General features: G+C 74.6%; 2 protein-coding genes. One reads left to right on the top strand and one right to left on the bottom strand.

Annotated features, from left to right (window positions below):
• Positions 1 to 137 precede the first annotated feature (137 nt).
• Entirely contained in the window at positions 138 to 959 is an 822-nt protein-coding gene (locus ACWGB8_RS38350; protein WP_452218281.1) for an alpha/beta fold hydrolase, read from the bottom strand.
• A gap of 333 nt (positions 960 to 1,292) precedes the next feature.
• Between ACWGB8_RS38350 and ACWGB8_RS38345 the strand changes: the two genes are divergently transcribed.
• Positions 1,293 to 2,615 carry a glycoside hydrolase family 16 protein gene (locus ACWGB8_RS38345; protein ID WP_452218280.1) on the top strand — a complete coding sequence of 441 codons (1,323 nt, stop codon included), beginning with the start codon at positions 1,293 to 1,295 and terminating at the stop codon, positions 2,613 to 2,615.
• Positions 2,616 to 2,687 lie beyond the last annotated feature (72 nt).

Raw genomic sequence — 2,687 nt, 5'->3', positions numbered from 1 at the left:
GGCCCGGAGCCGCCCGGTCGCCGCGGCCACCACCGGGCCCGGCTGCTGCACCACCGCCGCCCGGTTGCCGCACCGCCGCCGCCTTGGTGCCGCGCCGCCCGGCGCCGGTGCGACCGGCCCCGGTCGCGGCGCGGGTGTCAGGCCCGGGCCAGATGCGCCAGCAGCAGGTCGGTGAGCCGGGCGGGGGTGCGCAGCGGCAGGTAGTGGTCGGCGCCCGCGATCCGCTCGGCGCGGGCGTCCGGGATGCCGGTGGCGAGGCGTTCGGCGATCACCCCGATCTCCGGGTGGTCGTGGTCGCCGTGGACGACCAGCGTCGGCACCCCGATCGCCCCGAGGCGTGCTGCGGCGTCGCCGTCCGCCGAGGCCGCCAGGTGCTGTTCGCTGAGGATGCGCCGCTCCGCGTTGTCCGCCACCATCGCCTCGACGAGCTCCCCGCCGGGAGCCGTCCGGCCGAGGGAGGCCCAGATCGCCAGCTCCGCCGCGGCCAGGCGCGCGGCGTCCCGGTCCCGGCGGGCCGCGGCGTAGGCCGACAACTCGGCGGTCTCCGGCCAGTGGTGGCCGCCGACCGAGGCCCCGACCAGCCCCAGGGCGGACACCCGGTCCGGGTGGGCGAGGACGAAGTCGAGCGAGGTCTCGCCGCCCATGCTCAACCCGACCAGCGCGGCCCGGCGGTGGCCGAAGTGGTCGAGGACGGCACCCAGGTCCTCGACGTCGCTGAACGGCGCCTCCGGCGACGCGGAGCGGCCGAGGCCGCGGGCGTCGAAGCGGATCACCTCGTGGTGGTCGGCCAGCCCGGGAAGGACCGCGTCCCACAGCCGCGAGTCCATCCCGGCGCCGTGCAGCAGCACCACCGGGCTGCCGCTCCCGCGACGGTCGGCCCACAGGTACCCGCCGCCGGGCGCGGGGATCCGGACTCCGCCCGCGGACGCGGCGTGCGGGACGGACATGTTCGTAGTCATACCGGCCATGATCGCAGCGCCCTCGGCCGCGGAGATGCGGGCGGGTACCGGTGAACGGACGGGCGGCCCGGATGAGCGGACGCACCGTGTGGCCCCGGTCACCTGTGCCGCACCTCACATCCACCCCCGGCGGCTGCCCCAGGACTTGGCCTGACCTGGTGGTTTGTCCACGGTCGGAGTGCCTGCCGTCCGGTGGCCGGGGTGCGGGCCGACGGCGCGCAGGTTGCGAAGGACGCCCCGGTTCGCACAAGCTCCCCCCTCGATGGGCTCTGCCGCTCCTGCCGCGGCCGGCGCCCGTAGGTCCTGAGGGGGGTACGAAAGGTGCTCCCCGGCATGACATTTCCGCGAAGCAGTGCTCGACACCGCCGTGCCAGACCGGCTGCCTGGAAGCGGCTGACCATCGCCGGACTCGTGGCGGCGGCCGCGACCGGCGGAACCGCGACCTGGGCGGTGCAGTCCGAGGCGGCCACCGTCCCGGTCACCGTCGACTCGCTCACCATCACCCCCGCCTCGCCCGCGCCGGACTCGGCGGTGACCGCGACCGCCAAGGTCCACGCGAGCAAGCGCCTCAAGGTGCAGAGCCTGACCATCGCGGTGCGCTCGGCCGGCGGAGCCAACTACGACTTCCCCGGGGCCACCGCCACCACGCTGGGGAACCGGCAGACCACGTTCACGCCCAAGAGCCGGACGTTCCCGGCCGGGACCTACACGTACTTCGTCGCCTACAAGACCTCCGACGGCTGGCACAACCTCACGCCGGTCCGCACGTTCACCTCCGGCGGCGGCACGGCGACACCCGTGCCCACCTCGTCCCCGACGGCGACCGCGACGCCCACCCCGTCCCCGACGGCGACCGCCACGCCCACCCCGTCGCCCACCGCGACCCCGTCGCCCACCGCCACCGCGTCGCCCACCGCCACCGCGTCGCCCACTGCGACCGCGTCGCCCACCGCCACCCCGGGGTCGGGCAGCGGCCCGCTGGGCATCGCGGGCAGCTGGCGCCAGGTCTTCGCGGACGAGTTCAACGGCAGCAGCGTCGACAGCAGCAAGTGGACGCCGAACTGGTTCGGCTGCCAGACCTGCACCACGCAGCCGGTGAACCCCGACATCGAGCTGGCGGCCTACGCGCCGTCGCAGTCCACCGTCAGCGGCGGTTCGCTGCACCTCAACATCGTCCAGCAGCCGACCGTGGTCAACGGCAAGACCTACCCGTACCGCTCCGGAATGGTGTCCTCGAACGGCAAGGCCGAGTTCACCTACGGCGCCTTCGAGGCCCGCATCTTCCTGCCCGCCGACGGTTCGCAGATCGCCAACTGGCCCGCCTTCTGGACGGACGGCCACAACTGGCCGGCCGACGGCGAGATGGACATCATGGAGGGCCTGGGCGGCAAGGCCTGCTACCACTACCACTCGTCGTCCGGGGGCCCGGGCGGCTGCGCCACCGGTGACTACACCGGCTGGCACACGTACGGTGCCGAGTGGAAGCCGGGTTCGGTGACCTACTACTACGACGGCAAGCAGGTCGGCCAGATCACCACCGGCATCAGCTCGTCGCCGCACTACCTGATCCTGAACAACGCCGTCTGGTCCGGCGGCGGCCCCTCGGCGGTGCCGGGCGACATGCAGGTCGACTACGTGCGCGTCTGGCAGCACTGACCCGCCCCGCGGCACCCGCCGCACCCGGTGACGTGCACCGGCGTGGCCCGGCCCTCCCTCCGAGGGCCGGGC

The organism is Kitasatospora sp. NPDC054939, assembly GCF_053610105.1.
This window is presented reverse-complemented; position numbering and strand designations above follow the sequence as displayed.